Below are 15,923 nucleotides of genomic sequence, written 5' to 3'. Positions count from 1 at the left end.
TCTTGACAGCTAGTCACACTAGCAGAATCAAAGAAGGCGCCCAACACCGGCATTTTTATGACGCAAACTGGACGGAAGCGCCGGATAATTGGCGCACAGGCCCCGGCGCGTGCAATCTAATCGCAGGACAGGATTGATACTATTGTGCGACCTAAGGTTGAGGCATGACTCTCGCATACGATTTTCCCTTGACTACTCTTTCGACCTGCTCCCGCTTGGCACCAATCTGTTTAGCAATATCGTCGGCCGAAACACCGCCTGAGGTCAGAAGCCTGATCTGAAGCACCTGGTCAACATTCAATCTGTCATCCCGACCGCAGATCACCTGTGACGCGTATTCAGGCCTCTGCCAAGCCTCAGCAATCCATGGCGCCGGACTCCCCTTTCGAGGATGGTCTTTCGCCCACTCTTCCAAGGCCCCCTCGACCTTGTCAGGAGTAGGCCTAACCTGCTCATCAAGCATTCGGTGCCGATAAAGATAGGCGATACCTGCTTTGCCGCCAGGAATCATGTTCAGCAGGCGCTCGTCGTCCCAGTGGCCTTGTACGAAGGTCTCCTCCAGGTCTTGTATCTGGTCAAGGCTAGGCGCCACACCCATCACCTTGTGATGGACATAGGTCAAGGCGCGTTCCGCAATCCTTTCTCGGTAAACCCTGTGAAACTTGTGACCTGAACCACGCTGTATAGCGGCCCAGTGCTCCCTCCAACGCTTCTTCCAGTCTCGTGATGTGATGCCTATATAGAATGGGCCATCATTGGGGTATTCCGCCCCAGAGCCGAAGATATGTTGATAGAGCGTGTATTTTTGTTGCAAGAAGCGCCCGGCGACTCCTCGCCTAAGCAGTGCAATAGGAGCTGTGAGCAACACTGAGGGAATCGCAACATCTTTCCCGCCTTCGTTGAACTTTCGCATAAGTTTAGCGTCGGCGCGCAACTCATCTGCCGAGGCATAGGACCGACCTCTCATCGTTTCAAAGACGTTGAGAGAAGGATCAGCTACAACTTCAAAACAGAATTGGGGTTGAGCTATCGCCTTCGTTGACGCCCCGTCCTCGCTGACAAAGCGGTGCCCTTCTTTGATTGCGTAGGTTTCAAATGGAAGCTGGAAATAGCGCCATCGTTCCCTGTCTTTCATAGCCACAAGGTGGATGACTGGATATCGCTTTTTCGCAGAAAATAGATGAAACGGGTTGGCCACCAGCGTAGCCGTGCTGCGATCCTGGCGAACCGCTGACGCGAGCAACCTGTCAAAAGCAGCAAAGTGATCATGCAACTCGCTAGGGGCATAGTGCCTATAGGCTTGCCGATCCAAGATCAGTTCCATAGACATCCCTATTGCCCCCCCATCAGCGCGAAATTTCAAGTTTGCTACCCGAACCCCAACTCCAACTCCAACACAGTTGAAGATGGTGCTTGATCAGTCTTGATTCCAGCGTCGCCTCAGCAGAACGACAAAGTCCTCGATCACTCGACGTGCATCCATCGACAGCACCTGCCTGACTTGGTGCGCGGGAGCCAGGAATACAGCCTCTTCATGCTCACCTTGTCGCCATGGGAACTGTCCCGAATTGGGGCTCGCTTCATGCTCCGCCCTGGTGCGCCAAGCACCACCACCATCCCCACTGAGCCTGACGGCTGGCACGACGTGGGTGATTCTCTCAGTGGGATCGATCCGCGACAGCAGCCATGCCGCATATCCAACAGCGCTGGCCAGTTTGCCAGCTACGTCTTCTTCCAAGACCACTGGCAACCCCATCCCCCGCGCCGGAGGTGGCACGGGAAGACTGATCAACAGATCACCGTTTGGCGAAAGGCGCACCGATGCCCCAGACCTGTGGCCGTCCTCTTGGTCCACAACGAGCGCCTCACCTTCCAACCGAGATCGGCTACCGGCCGCCCTATCAAAGATTGGGTGACTGCCAAAGAGTGCGCTCTGCTGCATCTCCGCAATCAGGGACGGGGCCTCCATCTCTGCAGGTCGAAGGATGGCTGAGACGGGACCGCTGGCTATTGCCAGCTGAAGCGTATTCGCCCCATACCCCCTCTCCAGCGCAGGAAGGAGCCTAGTCGCCCTAGCCTTCAACTCTTCAGGATTCAGTGGCGCTACGGCATGCGCCAGCGCGTGCCGATGAATGGCGCGGGTCACCTTGTCTTCCAAGTCCTCTGGGGACGTAAATTCCTGTCGGAAAAGCCCTCCCTCCCAACCTCCGACTTCATTGATCAACGCAACCTGGCTGTCTTCCGGCTGAGCACCTGCCTGCAGGAAGACGAGGATCGGCTTCCGGTTTCGCGCTTCCAGAATCTCTTCGTGAGTAGCCGAGACCCCGCCCGCCTGGGGCACACCGTAGCGAGGCCCCAAGACCAAGATCACCAGATCGGATTCCCGCACTCCGCCAAGGCAAGCAACCTGGGGGGAGCTAGGCCTAGCGCCGAAGTCCTCCGCCATAATGGGACCGTGACCCAGCCTCTCGACGGCACGCTTCACAGCGGCTCGTTCGGCTTCCATTCCGGAAATCAGCGAACTAATGAAAACCTTCATCTCGACACCCCAGATACGACGGTTGAGCGCCAGCGTTAAGCCGGACCAAGAGCCAAGGCTCCATTAGACGATCAGGCGGTCTCCCAAGATGAGACAGCAGGGCGCAAGGCCGCCCCTGCTTGGATGAATTATCCAGGGAACGCCGGGAACTTTTCGTTGGGATGGGAAGCCTTCCAAGTTGTGTAAGCGGAAGTCCCTTCCCATGCAGCGAAGGCACGAGGGGTCCTACCCCGGCCGCTCCAGGTTTCGCCCGTATGTGGCAGCCAATACTTGGGCGCGACTTCCTTCTTCACACCTCCCGCCTTCTTAGGGCCATCCGCCGCCAGCATGCTGACGATCTCGGCGCGCTGCTTCGCAGAGAAGCTCTTGCCGTATTGGGAAACGAGGTTGGCAACCTCCGCGAAGGCATCAGCGGCTTGCTCTTGCAGAAGCTGAACTTCCTGCTCCTCAAGCTTGCGCAGCTCTTCAGCAAGCTTGGCTTTAGCGGAGGCAATGGAATCGAGTGACGGCTTGGTCATTCTTAAAAAACCTGAGTTTGGAATAGACGGAGTGGCGGGGACAAGGAAGCGCCTGAAAACACGCAAGCAACTGCCCCGGCCAGCAATGACAAGTTACGACTTCTACACGCCACAAACAACTCCACAGACGCACTAGAAGGAACTGCACACGCCCGCAATGTGAGCTGAGCAGTCAAGTTGCCTAATAACGTCACGGACCAAAACCACGGGATGGGCGAATATATTTATGTGACCGACATCCCAATGCCTAAATGCCAATAATGTAAGAAAAGTACACTTAGGCATCACCTTTAGTGAAATTAAACACTATAGAAAGCTATCCCGCGCCAATATATTTACAGCCAAATATACATTTAGTTTCAATAACTTACCACCACCACTTCAATGACGGAGCACCTCCCTATTGGCAGGAGCGCCACCCATGACTAGGCATCACCTTAGCGTTAAAAACGGTCCATTTTCCAAATTGACGAAAGCTCTCCCTGCCCTATCAAGGTTTCATCTTACTGATAGGAAGCAACATGAAAGAAGAGCTAGAAAAGAGAATTGAAGCCTACGTTCGTCAACCCTTTGGTCTTCTGGAAGTTGGGTGCATCCGCATTGGGCGCCACGAATTCAAGGACATTCGTGTCCAAGGGCGTGAGTCTGCGATCCAACTGCAGGAAATGCTCAACTCCGCCTCGGATCGATCCAGGCGCAACCGGCTGCGAAAGGACGGCACTCGCTACTACTCCGAGATGCCAATTGGTGCACCAGCGCGCCTGCTGTCGTCAGAGATCGATGACTACCTCCAATACATGGAACACAGGGGCTTGCGCAGTCGAACAATAGACGCAAATGCCCGGTCTCTAGCACTGCTCATGATCGTAACTGGAGACATCCCAGTATCAAGGATCGACACCAAGCACATCCACAAGTTCTGGCAGTTGATGCAATGCGCCCCACCAAGCCTGGCGACTACACCGCGACTTCAGCAGCTTAGTGCCGATGAGCTGATCGACCTCGGGCGGCAGATGGGCGCACCTGTACCAGCCCGGGCGACGCTAGAGCTACATCGTCGCTTCCTGGCCACCTTCTTCAATGGCCTAGTGAAAGCTCAGGCCATCCCGCACTCCCCCTTAAGCGCATTCCCATCTATCAAGAAGGACCTGATAGAAGAAACAGATAGATCCGAGCGTCTGCTTGGCGACGACGATCTGCAGAAGATCTTCAATCCTGACACCTTCCTGCCGTGGGCCATGAAGTTCCCGCATCGATGGTGGTGTCCGATGATCGGCCTTTACACAGGGGCTCGCATCAACGAAGTCGCTCAACTCAAAGTCGCCGACATCATCCACGAGCAAGGCATGTGGTGCATAGCCTTCCGGAAAACCGTTGATGCCGATCTCGCCAACGCGTCAGGAGCGAGAAGCCGCCAGAGCTTGAAGGGAAAATCAGCCATACGCACCATCCCGATAGCCGAGCCCCTACTCGCTGCTGGCTTTCTGGACTATGTAGCGGACATCAAGTCCACAGGACACCCTAGGCTCTTTCCCAACCTCTCGGCTGGCATCAGTCGGAAAACCGGGGAGACAAATGCTCGATACAGCCAGGCGCTGCTTAATCAATATGGCACCTACCTCAAGCAACTCGGCTTCCCGAAAGGCGTCGGGTTCCATGCCTTCAGACATACACTGGCGACAGCATTGGACAACCTGGGAGTGCGCACAGAGGACGTAGCGCTGATCACCGGGCACTCCGTCGTGAAGACAGCACCCGTCCTGCAGGCATCCTACTATCACACCAAGCCCGACTGCGTTCGAGCTAGACAGAAGGCAGCCCTTGATCTCTACAAGCCGCCAGTGGAACTGCCTACATACACCAGAGGTCAGTTCAGAGACCGGATCGGCTGGGGAGCAAAGCTATATCCATGAGCGCAAAACCTCACAGATCCAATGGAAATACCGGCAACAGCCGATCAGGGCCCGAGAATATGGAGTGTCTGCCCCTTGAACCTTGAAGAAAGCCCAGCGATTGGCATAGCACCCCACGATAGCATCTAGGTCGGGCAGTGGTGGTATGCTTAAAATTCAAAAAAAAACAGGCATATCCACATCATGGATGAGAGCATGAAAAAACCGTCGGCATACTGTTTCGAGGTGACGTCTAGTACCGAGAGTTTAGGTTTCCTGACTGTCCCGAGTGAAGGCCATATTCCTCTATCCCTTTACTTTTCCATCAATTCTGACGCCTTCCTCAAACACGCCTCCAACGATTTCATTGTAGAGGCAGACGCCATAGTTGCCGGAAACATTCTTGCCAACCTTCACGAAAATCAGTTGTTGCTCTGCACGACAATGATTAGATTTCACGACCCCAGTACTGGGGTCCAGATTGTTCAAGTGAACTGGCTCAACGGCAAAAGGGAGAGCGTTAAAGCATACTTTGAGCTTCGCTATGATGGACAAGACATGATCATCTATCGCGCCAACTCTTTTGAGTCAATCGGAGCAGACGCAAATGCAGAGATTGCACGAGCTAATCATCGGAAGGCTCAATTGCTCGAAGTGATCCCATACCCCGAAAAATCCGCATCCCCCGACCAGGCCCAACCACCTCGCCGGGTAGACCTTCGTCGAACCTAAGTTGCGCAAGGGGCGCGCGCGCGATGATGACCCTATTGGGCATCATCGCGCTTTGTGACTCACCGGCTTCCGGGGCATTACGCCTTGACTGATGGCAGTTGTCGTGTGGGCTGCCCACTTTTCCTTGGCCGCTCTGTGGCGCAGGCGGAAAGTGAAAATCGGCATCTGTATCTTTTCTGTTGTTTGACATGTTTGCCCACCTGACCTGAAACGGTCAAGCTAGGGCAAACCAGGCATCTGTCAATGTGCAGGCCCGCACAAGATTTTGCGACGCATCAAACCTTCAGAAGGAGGCCGCAAAGTATTTCGCATTCGGAAAGAAGCGACAACCCATAGATGTGCGCCGGTTAGATCTTGCAAATATTCACAGATCCTTCACGGGCCCGGGTTAATTAAATAAACTAGAATTTTGCAGCAATCATGCTGGCAAACCAACCTCCTGCGAATCATCAGGCCTAGCCATGAGCCGAATGCCCTTTTTATTGGGCATCCTTATCACTGAATAATCTAGTCATCGAACGATGGGATTACGGAGCGCAGTCCACTCATGTCGCCCGGAAACAAAGGGGGAAGTCCATCTGGCACTCTCCTCCAGGCCAAATCCACAAACTCTCTATCTTGCTCGAAAGTGTGCATGACCCTGAACTCTGTCACTCCAATGGCGTGAGCTCTTCTCCTGTTGTGCAGACTCATTGCCCGGAACTGGATTGTCCGCATAAGTAGAGAGTAGAGGGACCGCCTCGCCTCAGAGTTGAGCTGAGAGGCGATGGCCTGAAGCTGCGGCTGCTTCCCTATATTGGGAATCAGTTCCAGCATCCCAATCAGCTGGGTCTTGTTAGTCTTTGAGTTGAAACTCACTGAGCAGCACTTACACAGCTGCTTCAAGTCAGCAACCTTCATCCGCTGCAACAATGAAGGAACGGATGGCCGCTGAGACGGCACGGGCTGAGGAAAGTTGAGCGGGAAGCGACCCAGTTCCGAGAAGACCGATAGCCATTCCTCATGCTCAAGCCATCGCCAAGAACGACCTTCGAAGTAGTTCTCCCATACGTGCTCGTAGTATCCGTGAGCATTTAAGAAGCCTCCTTCAACAGCCATGATGTAGTCCTTGATGGCATCTACGTCTTCGGCAGGGATACCCGACACCTTCGCCATCGCTTGGTCGAACACGGCGTCGTAGCAATCGAACACGTCATCGCTTGGCGTGATTTCGAGCGCCTTGTAGCCAGCCTCTTGCGGCACCTGACCTTGAGGAGCGGCAGGACGCCTTGCCCCCACAAGCGACTTCAGAAAGCCAACGATCCCCATAGCTCCCCCCTAAGCCTTCAGCCTGCCTGTATCGCTCTTCTTGCGTTCCTTCCAGGTCTCCACAACAAACAAACACAGCGAGTGCGCTGAGTGGACAACTAGTCGAGCATGGCGCGGAGCGACCTTGTATGTGCGCTTGTGCTGCCCGTGGGCGCTACCCGCATGAGTCCGGAAGGCGCCGATGCCATCGATGATCGAGCTAAGCCCCGCGAGAACTCGCTTGAGGTCATCATCTTCCAGCTGCTCAGGCGACAGTTTGAGGTGCTTGGCGACCACTACCCAAAGCGGCTTGACGGTCTGATTTGAAGGTAGCTCAAGGCCTTCTGTAGCGATGTAATGCTTGCACAACGCCTCAACAATCGCACATGCCGCCGTAACCGCTGCGGCCGGGTCGGACTCAATGAACCTGACGGCGCGTTCAAACTCCTCTTCAACTTCGGAGACAGAGAACTCCTTTAGCGCTTCGCCGAACGCCTTGCTCGGAGCAGTGACCGAGTGCGCACCCAGAATGCGGCCACCGAAACCGTAAGACAGCTGGTAGCGTGCCAAGGCCTCAGTGATCCGCTTACGAGCGTTGAGCTTCTTCTCTGGCTCCCAAGACGGGACCTCGCCATCCATGATGTCTTCGATGAGGTTGCCCAGGATGGAGAAGGACCTAGATACGTCCCCCCTACCCTCTCTGACCAGCCAATTCGTCACCTTATCGACGCAGTTGCCTTCCGGAACGTCCCCGGAAGCGCCTGCTTCATACAGCATCGTCTCCAAGCGTCGATGACTGTAGTAATAGGAACCCACAACGTCACCGATGACGGACGCCAGCGGGCGAGGAAAATCTTTCAGCATGGAGAGTCTCTGTCAATAGACTGGCGGCAGGGCAAGCAACTTGGTTTTACCGCGAAGCATGAAGGCGCCTCCCAATCTGTAGATGAGCCGTGGATGCGCAGGCCCAACGAAGGAAACGAGGACTAGTCCAAGAAGTATAGGCACGGGCGTAATACCGAGATAGTAGGCCCAAGTGAAAGACAGCCGGTCTACCGATGCAAGAGACACGTGGAACTGGACTCGGAGACCGAAAATTAGCCAAGAGGCCAGCGGGCCCAAAACCCAAAGAGCCCAGCCGTGCAGGATACGGGTTCCTCCCCTTCATCTCTCTGCGCGGCATCGCTTTGCTCTCCGTTGATTTCTCATTCCCGGCACACGCTTCAATTCAATCATCACTCAAAAGAGAAGTGATTATTTCATCCACGCCAGACGCATTGTCACGAGCCAAGTTGAACAAATTGTTGATTGAAACCTCAGCCTTCTCGGTCTCAAAAATAACGCGACCCGAAAAATCGAGAATTGCAAAGACGTTGATGAATGACCAGGACCAATCATCGAAGTCGGAGTAATACTTGTAGCGCTTTTCGAAAACTGCCAAGCGCTGATTCTTGTAAGAACACGTTACGTAGACAGAAATGATGTCCGATGTTCCCTGCGTGAGCTGGCCGGGCGGATTCGAGAAGCGCCATTCGACTTTTCCGCTGACCGTCTCCCAGGTGACCTTCTCGACTAGCTTGGCTACGTTGTCATTCATCATTCCACCGACTCCCAGGAATTGTCCTTCTCAATATTTTTAAGAACTTCGATTACGCCAAGCACTTCGTTATGAATCGGCCGTATGCGGCTCACCTCATAAACGTTTTCCAGGCGGACAACTTTGATCTTCTTACGAAGTCTTCTGATGTCACCCCTACTCCAAAATGAAATCTTTCCTGCCGCGCTATCGAGCGAGGATTCAATCCGTGACAAAATTCCGCCCACATCATCAATGTTTTTTGGCTTCATGGCTATCAATAGCTCACTGCTCAACTGCGAAAGATCTCCTCTCAGCTGAGGAACCCTTGCCCGGCGTAAGAACTTTTTCGACAGCTTGCCTGTCAACCTCCATACAAAAAGAGTAACAATGAAACCGACAATTCCTAAGACGTCCGCCACAGTCGAAAGCGTTAGATTTTCCATTTTCCTTCCCGTGCTTTATCTACCCTTATCTGACGGATGAGCTTTCGTCATCGTTTCTTACCGGGCCCTTCGAATAGTTCCTTGCCAATTACTCGACCATCGCGTGAGTCGTAGCAAAGCGCCAGCACAAGTTCAGCCTTCAACCCGTAATTGTAAAAATACGTGCGATCATCCAAGCTGCTCGGCACACTAGGCAACAGGGGCTCCGCCGATGTAAAACGGAATCCATAGGCAAACTGCACCCGGTCTTTCAGAACCGGGGCCTCAGTAATGGAGACTGGACAGGTGTAACTGATTTCCAACCCGTTGTCCTTTACCCAGCGCCGAACCAATTTGGTTGGCACCACGGCATGGAATTGAGTGCCTCTCACCTCACCTGGTGCAGCAGGGATCTGAGCCAGTTGGCAAACCTGATTGCCGTCCTCGTCCCAGTCGTAGCAGCGCATCGTGCCAGCACGAAAGATCTGCTTGTCGGAGTCATACATTGCGTAAGAGGAGCTTAGCGGGAACAGGTGGACATCACCTGTCGCCATAGGCGCTAGGGCTGTATCCAAGTCCTGGATTCGCTTCTTGTAATCGACAGTCGTCTCGAACTCACCTTTGCGAAGCTCAGGGAGCTTCTTACCGAACCACTCCGCAAACATGCGCGGGGAGGTCAGTTGGATCTTGCCAGAGGCCGGGTCAAGTTCGACGTGACTGCTGTGGGGGTCGAACGGCCAAGGACGCCACACCCGAGGCTTGAGTTCCGGCGCCTTGTCAGCGGTTGCTGTCGCACCTGAGCCGAAGGCTGGAGACGCCTCTTCCTTCTGACAACCAGCAAGCGCCAGTCCCAGCCCAAGGACTAGAAAAATGGTAGGCCGCACAAACTTCCCCTGTTCCCATCGATGACCACTTCATTGTAAGCGGAGCGTGAATCCAGTCACATGTCAGAAAAATCTGACAGATGGCCTAGTCAAAAGTGTGAAGCGTCGAAGGGACGATCAAAGAAAAAGCCTCCCGTTTGGGAGGCTTTATTGTTCGACCTTCATACATTAAACCTCTTGACCTACATCACACTACCACCTGCACCATCTTTCGGATCCTTCTGCTCAATAATCTCTTTCAACTCATCCAAGAGATGTTCCTTAGTAACCTCCTCCTCAGTTCTAAAAAGATCCCTGAGCCATACCCAAACCTTCTTAACCAAATCTGCCACGCTCATCTTATCTCCTCTGGTTTTGGTGAGATCTAATTGTATATTATTTGAAGCTGCAAAGCCTCATTCCTAAACGTTTCTTTATCGCCATTCATGATCTGGCAAGAAAAATTCACAACGTTTTCTATCTCTTTTCGACCGAATTTTCGGCTGTAATGAGCGAACACCTCAAGCGCTTCCAAGATATCATCTTCAGTGACCAGATGGCCGCCCGTAAAGACCAAGTTCCGGGCAGTCCCTTCGGCAAAGGAATCACAGGTTGGACCCAGCACGTAGTTCATCGCGTTAAGGCAACGCTCCAAATGAATGCTCGGAGCATTCCTTTTGTCAATGAATACGTCTTCGTCGGATCTTCTATAGGTCAACTGAGTTGGCGCCCAGTCGTGTCCATGCGCGTCAATCAAGCTATCCGCGACAGCATCAATAAGTCCCTCCTCACCCAGGCCTTGAAGCGACTGTAGAGCTGGTCATGGGCGTCATAAGGACCGCCGTTGACGTAGAAGTAGCCTCCACATCGCCGCTATAGGGGGCCATGGCTGGATCGCAGTAGCGCTCCAGGAACCACCGACGCATCGCGTTGGCAATTTGATCATTCGTCGCCTGCATCGATCCCAGCCAATCATTGTCGACCTCGTGCGTCAGCAGGTCAGAGAAGGCCGCATCAGGAGCAGTTCGGGCGAGCTTGGCCGCCCTAGCTTGCTCCAGTGCATGTCGAACCCGGGGAGGAATCTGAGTGCTCACATTAGCGTCCTTGCAGATGTATTGGCGTAGTTCTCAGTATCGCCGAGGCCTAAAGCTTGCGCAGCGCCGCCCAACCAAATTAGGATCATGTATCGTTTGAGGTATCGCCGCGCTAACGCTCGCCACCCCAAGATCATTAGTGGAATCAGTGAGTTATAGGTCTTTTGAGACCTCTCCGCCCACCTCCACCATCTGTATGGCCTGTCGAGGCCGCAAGAAGCCGGATCTCCCGTCAATGGAGTTCCGGCTTTTTTGTTTTCCGAAGATGGCGCCCCCGTCTGATGTCCCGACATCCCCCAATGCCACCCGCATCGGGAGCCAGTCACAGAAGCTGAGATGCGGATCCAGTAAAGTCCCTGCGTCACACGACGTGACCCGAAACCTGAAAGGACATCAGATGAAACGCATCACGCTGTTTATGGGCTTGGCCGTGGCGTTGGCACTGGGGCAGGCTTCCGCTGCCACGCCAGGCTCGCGTTATCTGCAGCTGGCCGCTGACCAGCGGGTACAGCCCGGCACGGCAACGCTGCTTTCGAGCACCATCGATCTGAGCGCCCCCGGCTGGGTGTACGTGCAGTCGGATGGACGGTACTTCCCCGGCGGCAGCTCTGCGGCCAACGCCTACATCACCATCAACGGTGAGGTGGTCTCCAACGACAGCTACATCGACTGGCGGCAGTCGACGTCGGCCCAACAGCACTCCTTCAATGTCATCGGTGCCAAATACCTTCCTGCCGGGCGCCATACGGTCAACCTGGCCGGACAGGCCATCGGTTCGGCCGTCAATTTCGGCTCCGCCAGCAACCTCTCCGTGCTCATCACCTCCGCAGGCTCGGTCACCAACAGCAGCCTTCCGAGCGACACCGCGCAGCTGGACTTCAATACCGTCGGCAGCCCTGAAGGAATGGCATTGCAGGCGAAGGACCGCAAGCTGCTGATGACAGCGCAGGCAGGCAATCCCGGTGGCCCCATCGTGGCAATGGCCTCTGGCCGCGCGTTCGCGTGGGGCAACTACGGCGATGGCATGCTGGGGATTTTCCTGAACGAGCAGGAACCCGGCATCGAATCGATGACCTGGTCGATCAATGACATCTTCAGTGGCGCCGAAACTCAGGCTCCCTTCTATTCGCAGGGCCTGTTCGTCAATCCGCCGGCTTACAGCACCGTCAGCTTCGTCGCGTCCGAATCGCCGTACTACCAACCGCAGGACGCCAACACCAACAACGTAAAGTACAAATTCGGCGCCAACTCGCGACTGGTGACGCTGTCCAACGGATTTGGCGTGGTCGGCAAGGGCTTGAATCCAGGATTCAACTACGCTGCCGCAGGCCCCTACCGCCGCTTCGCCTATGTCTGCGTCGGGACCAATGGCTTCACGCCCGGCTGCCCGTCGGCGGGCTCACAGGTGGTCATTGGTGAGGGCCAGGTCTGCATCCCGCAGGGGCACAACGGGGTGGTGCTGTTCTCCACGAAGTCCCGCGTGCAGGGTGACCCGAACGACGGTGGTGGCAGCGTGTTCCTGTTCCTGAAGATCGATGGCCAGCAGGTGGGCAGCCTCGGCACCCAGCAGTTGGGTTCCAGGCCGGACTCGGTCAGCACCCGTACCATCTCCGCCAGCTACCTGAGCGCGGGATCGTCCGCGCTGGCACCGGGCTGCCACACCGTGCAGGCCGTGGCCCAGGTACTGGGAGATTTCCGCCACATGTCGCTCAATGCCGACATGCCGCTGGTCTGGTTCGACTGACCCATCACGCCGGATGTGGCCGGTGGCCGGGGTCTGTTCGCCCCGCCACCGGCTATTCCTCGACACATTGAAGGACCTGCCATGAAAGCCCCCCTTGCCCTCACCATGTTCCTCGCCGCATTCGCCGCAGCGCAGGCCACGCACGCCGCCGCACCGGCCATTGCTCCGCCTGGCACCTCCACGCTGGAAGCCCTGCTGGCCTGCAAGGCCGGCTCCAACTTCAACGAGGCCGAGGCCATCGATGCACTGCAGGCCGCGGGCCTGGCCAGGAAACCGGGTGGCACCTTCGAGCCGGAGGACAAGCCGGTCGCGCTGTTCGGCGGTACCGTCACCAGTGCCGATGTGAACGTGGCCGAGGGCGAGAAGAGCCTCTTCGTCTACTTGAATGGCGTCGACTCCAAGCGTCTGGCCAAGGCGTGGTCAGTGACCACGGTCAACGAACACGCCAACACGGAGGAGCCTTCATACGTGAAGGCCATCGACAAGCGCCACACCCTGCACGTCATCGCAGGTGACGACTATGAGGGCTATTCCGCTGCGGTGAAGTGCCAGATCACGCCGTAGTGGCCTGATCCGCGCTACAGCCAGCGTCGTACTCGCTGACGGAAGGCGGCGTATGCCTCGGGAAAGCGGGCCGACAGCGCCCGCTCTTCCGGCATGATCTGCAGCCGCGTGATGTACAGCACGAACAGCGGGACAGCCAGCAATGCGACCGGGCTCTGCAGGTACAGCATGACGCCTGCCAGCACCGTGGCCTGGCCCAGATACATCGGATTGCGCGTGTAACGGTACACACCATGCGTGACCAGCGCGCTCGCCATTGCGGGGCGCAGCGGGTTCACCGTGGTACGCACGCGACGGAAAGCCAGCTTCGGCAGCAGGTTCAACGTTAAGCCGATGGCCACCACCCCACCGGCCAGCAGTGCCGGCATCGGCAGCGGAACCACCGGTCCCGCTGCCAGGCGGCTCGCCAGGTAGCCGATGGCGCCACACAGCAGCATCACCAGCGGCGGTGGAACGCGGGTCTCAAGCCAGCGCATCGCAGTCCCTGCATTCGCCCATTCACCTCAGTGTCACACGGGAATACCTGAATCGCTTGCATGGCAGGGGTTTCATGGCACAAACCGACCGCCCGGTATCTTCCGCTTTGACATGCCGACCGCTAGAGTGGCGCCACCGCGCAGGAGGATCGTATGGCTACCACGGGCTTGGGCTTCATTGGCCGCACGACCCTCATCATCACCGTGCTGCTCGCCCTGGGTGGTTGTGCCACGTTGCGCCAGTTCGGGCCGTCGGTACAGGTCGCCTCGGTCACGCCCGGCCAGTACATCGCGCTCAAGCGCGGTGACATCCTCACCACCGGGAAGCTCAGCTCGGCGACGACGGAAACGCTGCGCGTGGCCGGGCTCGATGAAGGCGTCTGTGCCAAGCCGGGCCTGCCCTGCATCGAGGCGATGGAAGCCAGCATCGTGGTGCGCGAGGAAGACAAGCGGTCGAGCCTGGCCGAGTTGTGGCTGCAGTATGCGATGACCCTGCCGGCGCCCAAGCGCGAGTACTCCACGTCAGGCCGCGCCAAGAGCGCGATCACCGAACTGGACGCCGACTTCCAGCCGCGCCTGGACGCGTGGATGCAGGTCGCGCGGCAGGCTTACGCCTATCTGTTCTTCACCGAGCGAACGGCCAACCAGCGGGGTTTCGAGGACCGCCAGACCCAGGTGCGCGACTACTACAACCTGGCCGTGCAGGAAGCCTCGGTGCAGTTGTACAACGCCTATGCCACCGGGCGCGTGCATGCTGAAGCCAGCCATTTCCAGCTCGGCCGCTGGACCTTCGTGCTGGCGCCTTCAGGTGAGGCATCGCCGCTGGACAAGCGTACGCCCACCGAGCTGGTACCGGCGGCCTCGCTGTCGTTCACCGGCACCCTGCGCAGCGTGCATCGCCGCGATGGCTTCGGTGCCGAACTGGTGGCCGTGATGGACGATCCAACCGCCACCCCGGCCACCACGACGCCGGCCACAACACCCGCCACGAAGACCACGCCGGTCCCGCAGAGCTGGAGCGAAATGCCTTCGCCGTCGATGACCGTGCTGCTGCGCTTCTCCGGAAAGAACCTGTGGGAAGTGCTGCACGACGACGAGCCGGAACTGGAAATCCACGATCCCTACCAGGTCACGGAAGTGACCCTGCACGGACAGGAAGTGCCGCTGGCCGCGAACTTCACCGCTGGCTATGCGCTGTGGCTGGCCCGCTCCAACTTCAGTCACCAGTCGCTGCGATCGCTGTTCGGCGGCAAGGGCGGCATCGAAACACCGCATCTGTACATGATGCAGCCCTACGACCCGAACCGCCGCGTACTGCTGATGATCCATGGCCTGGCCAGCAGCCCGGAAGCCTGGGTCAACGTCGCCAACGAGCTGATGCGTGACGACGAGATCCGCCGGGATTTCCAGATCTGGCAGTTCTATTACCCGACCAACATGCCCATCGCGATGAGCCACGATGCGATGCGTCATACGCTGGCCGAGGTGTTCAAGCACTTCGACCCCAGCGGCAAGGCGCAGGCCTCGCATGACATGGTGCTGGTGGGGCACAGCATGGGCGGCGTGATCGCACGGCTGATGATCTCCTCTTCCGGCGATCACCTGGTGGACACCCTGCTGGCGACTGCGCAGATGACGCCGGCACAGCGCGAACTGCTGCGCACCAAAGGCGCACCGGTACTGACCTTCCTGCCGGAACCGGAAGTATCGCGCGTGGTGTTCATTGCCACCCCCCACCGCGGTACCGACGTGGCAGGCACCCGCCTGGGCCGATGGATCGGACGCCTGGTGCGGTTGCCCCTGACTGTATTGGAAGACGTCGCCACCATCGCCAACGACGGCCAGATCGATCGCAGTGACGGCAAGCACGGCTATCAGATGAACAGCATCCAGAACCTGGACAAGGACGATCCTTTCGTCCGCGCCGTGGCCGACCTGCCGATGTCGCCGAAGGTCCGCTACCACTCGATCATCGCGCGCGCCAAGGCCGACGGCCCGCTGGAGAAGAGTGACGACGGGCTGGTGCCATACTGGAGTTCGCACCTGCCGCGGGCGGAGTCGGAGAAGGTGATCGTATCCGGGCACAGCGTGCAGGAAGCCACGCCGGCCATCGTCGAGCTGCGCCGGATCCTGCATGAGGACATGCAGGAGCACGACCGTCAGAACAAGTAAAGCTCAGCGTGGCGGCATCATGGCAGCGGCGCTCTGGCCGG

The 15,923-nt window shown here is 57.0% G+C and carries 16 protein-coding genes; 6 read left to right on the top strand and 10 right to left on the bottom strand.

Going from position 1 to position 15,923, the window contains the following annotated elements:
* Positions 1-151 precede the first annotated feature (151 nt).
* The 3 genes from FQS62_RS08975 to FQS62_RS08965 all read right to left on the bottom strand — a co-directional run bounded on the left by FQS62_RS08975 (position 152) and on the right by FQS62_RS08965 (position 3,057).
* Positions 152-1,324 carry a GIY-YIG nuclease family protein gene (locus FQS62_RS08975; RefSeq protein ID WP_208043994.1) on the bottom strand — a complete coding sequence of 391 codons (1,173 nt, stop codon included), beginning with the start codon at positions 1,322-1,324 and terminating at the stop codon, positions 152-154.
* A 93-nt stretch (positions 1,325-1,417) separates the two neighbouring features.
* Positions 1,418-2,506, bottom strand: coding sequence for a DUF4062 domain-containing protein (locus FQS62_RS08970; RefSeq protein ID WP_243747416.1), 1,089 nt, complete (start codon positions 2,504-2,506; stop codon positions 1,418-1,420).
* 161 nt (positions 2,507-2,667) lie between these two features.
* The gene (locus FQS62_RS08965) at positions 2,668-3,057 is read right to left on the bottom strand and encodes an H-NS histone family protein (RefSeq protein WP_208043992.1); all 390 of its coding nucleotides are present in this window, start codon (positions 3,055-3,057) and stop codon (positions 2,668-2,670) included.
* A gap of 521 nt (positions 3,058-3,578) precedes the next feature.
* Between FQS62_RS08965 and FQS62_RS08960 the strand changes: the two genes are divergently transcribed.
* The gene (locus tag FQS62_RS08960; RefSeq protein ID WP_208043991.1) at positions 3,579-4,970 is read left to right on the top strand and encodes a site-specific integrase; all 1,392 of its coding nucleotides are present in this window, start codon (positions 3,579-3,581) and stop codon (positions 4,968-4,970) included.
* A 195-nt stretch (positions 4,971-5,165) separates the two neighbouring features.
* A complete protein-coding gene (locus tag FQS62_RS08955) occupies positions 5,166-5,681 on the top strand; it encodes a hypothetical protein (RefSeq protein ID WP_208043990.1) in 516 nt (171 codons plus the stop codon).
* 507 nt (positions 5,682-6,188) lie between these two features.
* Here the strand turns inward: FQS62_RS08955 and FQS62_RS08950 are convergent.
* The 6 genes from FQS62_RS08950 to FQS62_RS08925 form a co-directional block, all read right to left on the bottom strand.
* Positions 6,189-6,989, bottom strand: coding sequence for a hypothetical protein (locus FQS62_RS08950; protein ID WP_208043989.1), 801 nt, complete (start codon positions 6,987-6,989; stop codon positions 6,189-6,191).
* A 9-nt stretch (positions 6,990-6,998) separates the two neighbouring features.
* Positions 6,999-7,832, bottom strand: a complete 834-nt coding sequence (locus FQS62_RS08945; protein WP_208043988.1) for an abortive infection family protein — start codon at positions 7,830-7,832, stop codon at positions 6,999-7,001.
* Between the two features lie 364 nt (positions 7,833-8,196).
* Positions 8,197-8,565, bottom strand: coding sequence for a hypothetical protein (locus tag FQS62_RS08940; protein WP_208043987.1), 369 nt, complete (start codon positions 8,563-8,565; stop codon positions 8,197-8,199).
* Positions 8,565-8,990 carry a hypothetical protein gene (locus FQS62_RS08935; RefSeq protein ID WP_208043986.1) on the bottom strand — a complete coding sequence of 142 codons (426 nt, stop codon included), beginning with the start codon at positions 8,988-8,990 and terminating at the stop codon, positions 8,565-8,567. Before FQS62_RS08935 ends, FQS62_RS08940 begins: the two co-directional genes overlap by 1 nt.
* Positions 8,991-9,037: 47 nt before the next feature.
* Entirely contained in the window at positions 9,038-9,853 is an 816-nt protein-coding gene (locus tag FQS62_RS08930) for a hypothetical protein (RefSeq protein ID WP_208043985.1), read from the bottom strand.
* Between the two features lie 182 nt (positions 9,854-10,035).
* A complete protein-coding gene (locus FQS62_RS08925) occupies positions 10,036-10,191 on the bottom strand; it encodes a hypothetical protein (protein ID WP_208043984.1) in 156 nt (51 codons plus the stop codon).
* Between the two features lie 41 nt (positions 10,192-10,232).
* On the opposite strand from FQS62_RS08925, the gene FQS62_RS08920 reads away from it, so the two are divergent.
* The 3 genes from FQS62_RS08920 (at position 10,233) to FQS62_RS08910 (ending at position 13,234) form a co-directional block, all read left to right on the top strand.
* Positions 10,233-10,646 carry a hypothetical protein gene (locus FQS62_RS08920; RefSeq protein WP_208043983.1) on the top strand — a complete coding sequence of 138 codons (414 nt, stop codon included), beginning with the start codon at positions 10,233-10,235 and terminating at the stop codon, positions 10,644-10,646.
* Between the two features lie 677 nt (positions 10,647-11,323).
* Entirely contained in the window at positions 11,324-12,670 is a 1,347-nt protein-coding gene (locus FQS62_RS08915; RefSeq protein WP_208043982.1) for a hypothetical protein, read from the top strand.
* Between the two features lie 81 nt (positions 12,671-12,751).
* On the top strand, positions 12,752-13,234 hold the full coding sequence (locus FQS62_RS08910; RefSeq protein WP_208043981.1) for a hypothetical protein: 483 nt from the start codon (positions 12,752-12,754) through the stop codon (positions 13,232-13,234).
* A 14-nt stretch (positions 13,235-13,248) separates the two neighbouring features.
* Here FQS62_RS08910 and FQS62_RS08905 read toward each other — a convergent pair whose 3' ends face one another.
* On the bottom strand, positions 13,249-13,710 hold the full coding sequence (locus FQS62_RS08905; protein ID WP_107379422.1) for a methyltransferase family protein: 462 nt from the start codon (positions 13,708-13,710) through the stop codon (positions 13,249-13,251).
* 153 nt (positions 13,711-13,863) lie between these two features.
* On the opposite strand from FQS62_RS08905, the gene FQS62_RS08900 reads away from it, so the two are divergent.
* On the top strand, positions 13,864-15,882 hold the full coding sequence (locus tag FQS62_RS08900; RefSeq protein ID WP_208043980.1) for an esterase/lipase family protein: 2,019 nt from the start codon (positions 13,864-13,866) through the stop codon (positions 15,880-15,882).
* The last annotated feature ends 41 nt before the right edge of the window (positions 15,883-15,923 follow it).

The organism is Stenotrophomonas sp. SBJS02, assembly GCF_020428325.2.
GTDB classification, from domain to species: domain Bacteria; phylum Pseudomonadota; class Gammaproteobacteria; order Xanthomonadales; family Xanthomonadaceae; genus Stenotrophomonas; species Stenotrophomonas africana.
The sequence above is the reverse complement of the archived record's forward strand: the minus strand, read 5'-3'. Positions and strand labels throughout refer to the sequence as shown.

What these genes read in the sequence shown, in the direction of transcription:
- FQS62_RS08910 (WP_208043981.1), top strand. Translation starts at nt 12,752, where the DNA reads ATGAAAGCCCCCCTTGCCCTCACCATGTTCCTCGCCGCATTCGCCGCA.
- FQS62_RS08960 (WP_208043991.1), top strand. Translation starts at nt 3,579, where the DNA reads ATGAAAGAAGAGCTAGAAAAGAGAATTGAAGCCTACGTTCGTCAACCC.
- FQS62_RS08945 (WP_208043988.1), bottom strand. Translation starts at nt 7,832, where the DNA reads ATGCTGAAAGATTTTCCTCGCCCGCTGGCGTCCGTCATCGGTGACGTT.
- FQS62_RS08905 (WP_107379422.1), bottom strand. Translation starts at nt 13,710, where the DNA reads ATGCGCTGGCTTGAGACCCGCGTTCCACCGCCGCTGGTGATGCTGCTG.
- FQS62_RS08975 (WP_208043994.1), bottom strand. Translation starts at nt 1,324, where the DNA reads ATGGAACTGATCTTGGATCGGCAAGCCTATAGGCACTATGCCCCTAGC.
- FQS62_RS08925 (WP_208043984.1), bottom strand. Translation starts at nt 10,191, where the DNA reads ATGAGCGTGGCAGATTTGGTTAAGAAGGTTTGGGTATGGCTCAGGGAT.
- FQS62_RS08915 (WP_208043982.1), top strand. Translation starts at nt 11,324, where the DNA reads ATGAAACGCATCACGCTGTTTATGGGCTTGGCCGTGGCGTTGGCACTG.
- FQS62_RS08970 (WP_243747416.1), bottom strand. Translation starts at nt 2,506, where the DNA reads ATGGAAGCCGAACGAGCCGCTGTGAAGCGTGCCGTCGAGAGGCTGGGT.
- FQS62_RS08965 (WP_208043992.1), bottom strand. Translation starts at nt 3,057, where the DNA reads ATGACCAAGCCGTCACTCGATTCCATTGCCTCCGCTAAAGCCAAGCTT.
- FQS62_RS08955 (WP_208043990.1), top strand. Translation starts at nt 5,166, where the DNA reads ATGAAAAAACCGTCGGCATACTGTTTCGAGGTGACGTCTAGTACCGAG.
- FQS62_RS08950 (WP_208043989.1), bottom strand. Translation starts at nt 6,989, where the DNA reads ATGGGGATCGTTGGCTTTCTGAAGTCGCTTGTGGGGGCAAGGCGTCCT.
- FQS62_RS08940 (WP_208043987.1), bottom strand. Translation starts at nt 8,565, where the DNA reads ATGAATGACAACGTAGCCAAGCTAGTCGAGAAGGTCACCTGGGAGACG.
- FQS62_RS08900 (WP_208043980.1), top strand. Translation starts at nt 13,864, where the DNA reads ATGGCTACCACGGGCTTGGGCTTCATTGGCCGCACGACCCTCATCATC.
- FQS62_RS08935 (WP_208043986.1), bottom strand. Translation starts at nt 8,990, where the DNA reads ATGGAAAATCTAACGCTTTCGACTGTGGCGGACGTCTTAGGAATTGTC.